Annotated in this window: 4 protein-coding genes and 1 tRNA gene; 2 read left to right on the top strand and 3 right to left on the bottom strand. The window is 40.4% G+C overall.

From position 1 onward, the window contains the following. Window positions 1-54 precede the first annotated feature (54 nt). Window positions 55-306 (bottom strand): hypothetical protein, encoded by a 252-nt coding sequence (locus ACP6PM_RS18305; protein ID WP_426587089.1) that lies wholly within the window; start codon window positions 304-306, stop codon window positions 55-57. A gap of 219 nt (window positions 307-525) precedes the next feature. Between ACP6PM_RS18305 and ACP6PM_RS18300 the strand changes: the two genes are divergently transcribed. Continuing rightward, window positions 526-951: a hypothetical protein gene (locus ACP6PM_RS18300; protein WP_426587087.1), complete on the top strand. Its 426-nt coding sequence runs from the start codon at window positions 526-528 to the stop codon at window positions 949-951. 415 nt (window positions 952-1,366) lie between these two features. Here ACP6PM_RS18300 and ACP6PM_RS18295 read toward each other — a convergent pair whose 3' ends face one another. Then, entirely contained in the window at window positions 1,367-1,504 is a 138-nt protein-coding gene (locus ACP6PM_RS18295) for a hypothetical protein (protein ID WP_426587086.1), read from the bottom strand. Window positions 1,505-1,819: 315 nt separating this feature from the next. After that, window positions 1,820-3,175, bottom strand: a complete 1,356-nt coding sequence (accC, locus tag ACP6PM_RS18290) for an acetyl-CoA carboxylase biotin carboxylase subunit (RefSeq protein WP_426587084.1) — start codon at window positions 3,173-3,175, stop codon at window positions 1,820-1,822. Window positions 3,176-3,551: 376 nt separating this feature from the next. Here accC and ACP6PM_RS18285 point away from each other — a divergent pair. Continuing rightward, window positions 3,552-3,632: transfer RNA gene (locus tag ACP6PM_RS18285), tRNA-Leu, on the top strand. Window positions 3,633-3,810 lie beyond the last annotated feature (178 nt).

Raw genomic sequence — 3,810 nt, 5'->3', positions numbered from 1 at the left:
GGTAAAGCGCAGACTACTGAATAGGAATGGCCAATATTAATGGGTTTGTTTCCTTTAATCGGATTGGGATAATGGATAAAAGTTTTGTCGGCCAAGGTGGCTGAAAATTGACGTGGGGTTTGGAGTTGTATCAATTCCAAATAAATCAAAATGTCGGGAAACTGGCTTTTGTATTGTTTGAGAAGTTGCCTCTAATAAATAATTAATTTGCTGTGAGTAATTATCATCGTTTTGGTGAGGTAAAAACTCTTGAATTCCATGATATAAACTGTTATAATCTCGTCGAAATAAAGGATTTTCAGACAATTCTACTACCTTTGGGGGCAATTTTGTTTGATGAGAGAGCATCTAGTAATTCGATCAGGGTTTCTTTTCTGGCAGTAAGTCCATTATATAGGTTTTTCCTCCAGCATAAGAATTCCTTGACCAACTGAGTGTTTTCTTGATTTTTCATTAGTCTTAACTAATAGATGAATATGTTAGTGTAATAAATACACTAACATTTTTGCTTTTACATTCACTCTAATGTCTACACAAAAATCCTATAAAACTACTCAATCAGCCACCCTTAGAAGGAAACAAATCAAGAGTTTAATTCGTAAATTGCAGCAAAAAATCAAGCAGATTAAACAAGAAGGAGAGGTAGCTCCTCCTGAAGTTCATCTCATTCGTTATCAAGTCAATAGAAATCAGAAACTGTACTATTATTATAAATTACAATCTGGGCAGCCTATTTTTCCTATGGCTACTGACAGTCAGAAAAAAACTAAATATAAATATTTAGGAAAAGCTGGAAGCGAAGCTCATATTGATGCGGTTAAAAAAATGACTCGAAGGAATCTTATTGATGAGTTGGAGAGAGTTGTTCATTCCCTTCAAGAAAGTTATTTAGATATCTGTTTCGGTGGAGAAATTGAACCAGACCCATCCTATGATTTTCAAATGGGATAAATAATGTCAGAAACGAAGATAATTCTAGATTTGATTCGGTCTTTAAACATCAATTTCATTAGTTAGTGTAAGTATTACGCTAACTATTTTTTTTGTCCAAAGTCCAATAATAGACTTGTCGCTTTATAACTAAAAAAACTGGCAAACTATTGTCATGTAAGGATTTTAGTTATTCCGGAAACAAAACGCTTGAAATTATTCCTGTGTCTGAATTTGACCTATTTTTTTCTATCTATTTAGCGACAACTTTAATGTCTTATTGAAGGAGATCCTGATTATCGAAACTTTGGCTTTTATAACCTGCGCTCTCCCTCAAGGAAATGTTGTATGGGAATACCTATAATGTTGAGGTTTTTCCAATAATTTTCTAATTTTCATCTTTGACATCCTCCCCGGCTCTTAGGCGCAGAGATTCCTACTGAGCCGAAGCTTCTCGGTAGGTTGACGTTTCACAGACTGCTGCTACCTTGACGGTAGTCTTAAACTTGCCTCCACATCCGTTTTTTGTCTCGGACTGCTCGCCCGCGACTAACATATTTATTGAAACACCCATCAACTAATCGGTAAATGTTGCTTCTGGGTAGGCACTCTATGGAGCAACTGTAAGACTCGAAAGATGGAAGAGCCTTTGAGACTGGTGCATAGTTGATAATTTTATAATTACTTCAATATTCAATCTACCCTACTCCCCTACTCCCCACCCCCAACTATATAATAAGTATTCAACCGGATTTGAGATAAGAGGCAGCAGAAATCCTGCGTTGTGTTTTCGGCTGTCGCTGACTTGAATTGCGCAGCGATACCTAACACTGTTTGGGAATCCCGCGGTGTCAGAATCGCGCACCGTCGGGAGTATGCCAAGTTGGGATTATTTTGCTTCTTGCTTCATCATATTTTCAACAAAGTTGGTATAGACTTCCCCACCAATAAATTCTGGAGTCTCTAGAATTCTTTGATGAAAACCTATGGTAGTAGGAACTCCTGTCACCGCACACTCCCTGAGAGCGCGTTTCATCCTCTGAATAGCAGTAGGACGGTCGTGTCCCCAGACTATTAATTTACCAATCAAAGAATCATAATAGGGTGGAATCTCATAATCTGTATAAACATGAGAATCCATCCTAACTCCCGGACCTCCTGGTGGTAGATATCCACTAATACGACCTGGATGGGGACGAAAATTGTGGTCTGGGTCTTCGGCGTTAATCCGACATTCTATGGCATGACCATTAAAGTTGACCTGTTTTTGGGTTAGTTGTAATTTCTCCCCTTGAGCAATTCTAATTTGTTCCGCAATTAAATCAAGTCCTGTAATTACTTCTGTGACTGGATGTTCTACTTGAATCCTGGTATTCATCTCCATAAAGTAGAATTGACCAGACTGGTCTAGGAGAAATTCCACTGTACCAGCACCAATATAATTAATAGACTTAGCTGCCTTTACTGCAGCTTCGCCCATTTTTTGTCGAAGTTTAGGGTTTAATGCTGCACTTGGAGCCTCTTCGAGTAGCTTTTGATGGCGACGCTGAATTGAACAGTCTCTTTCTCCAAGGTGAATCACATTTCCGTAACTATCTGCCAAAATTTGAAATTCTATGTGACGGGGGCGTTCAATGAATCTTTCTATATAAACTCCTGGGTTGCCGAAGGCTGCTTCTGCTTCTCCTTGGGCAGCTTGAAATAGTTTGGTTAGTTCCTCAGCTTGGCGAACCAGTCTCATTCCTCGTCCCCCACCTCCAGCGGTGGCTTTAATCATTAGGGGAAAGCCGATTTTTTCGGCGATCGCTGCTGCTTCTTTTTCATTTGTTAAAATACCGTCACTTCCTGGAACTGTAGGAACTCCGGCTTTTTGCATGGTTTCTTTAGCTGTGGATTTGTCCCCCATTGCCCGCATTCCCTCTGGTGATGGGCCAATAAAAGCAATGTCATGGTCAGCACAGATTTCTGCAAATCGGGCATTTTCAGCCAGAAAGCCATAACCTGGATGGATGGCAGACGCATCACGAGTTAAGGCAGCGGAGATAATGTTGGGAATATTGAGGTAGCTTTTGCTGCTGGTAGGTTCACCAATGCAAACTGCTTCGTCCGCCAGTTGTACATGGAGGGCATGGCGGTCTATGGTTGAGTGGACGGCGATGGTGGACAAGCCCATTTCTTCGCAGGTGCGGAGAATGCGTAGGGCTATTTCGCCTCGATTGGCTATTAGGATTTTAGAGAACCGCATTTCAGTTATCACTTATCAGTTATCAGTTATCAGTTATCAGTACCTCTGACTAAAGCCAGAGCCTTGAAATACTGAATCGAATATTTTTTTTTATCCCCTGGAAAGGGGAGGCTATTGACCTTATTTTTTGGTCACAAGTGATTAGGGGCGAATGGCTATTCCCCCGTACGGCAGGGTAAATGGCCATCAATCCGTACATTCTTACCATGACTAAATTTGAAAGGAGCGAGAATGTACTAACCGCCCTGACAATTGCTATATCAAAAAGATTTGAGAAAATTTATTGTAGACATTCCAGAATTTTATGTTATTATTGTATATTGTTAGCCAAAATTCCATAATTTTCTTGAAGTTTGGTTGATAGATCCTAACTAGAGCGGATGTGGCGGAATTGGTATACGCGCACGTTTGAGGGGCGTGTGGCTTTGCCTTGCGAGTTCGAGTCTCGCCATCCGCATGAGAAAATAATCGGAGGTTGAAATATTAGCCTTCGATTTTCTGTTTTTTGCTCCCTGGATTAAGGTGAGATATGGAGAGTAAAAACTATAGGGCTATAGTTTATGTCGTGTTTTGGTAGGGTTAAGTGGCAAGAGGTGTTTTTGTCTGTGAGTCTTTTTGGGTGGTGGGGCGATCGC

Source organism: Dapis brunnea BLCC-M229 (genome assembly GCF_050015995.1).
Lineage (GTDB): Bacteria > Cyanobacteriota > Cyanobacteriia > Cyanobacteriales > Microcoleaceae > Trichodesmium.
This window is presented reverse-complemented; position numbering and strand designations above follow the sequence as displayed.

Coding starts and splice junctions, on each gene's coding strand:
- ACP6PM_RS18300 (WP_426587087.1), top strand. CDS start 526: ATGTCTACACAAAAATCCTATAAAACTACTCAATCAGCCACCCTTAGA.
- ACP6PM_RS18295 (WP_426587086.1), bottom strand. CDS start 1,504: ATGGGTGTTTCAATAAATATGTTAGTCGCGGGCGAGCAGTCCGAGACA.
- accC (WP_426587084.1), bottom strand. CDS start 3,175: ATGCGGTTCTCTAAAATCCTAATAGCCAATCGAGGCGAAATAGCCCTA.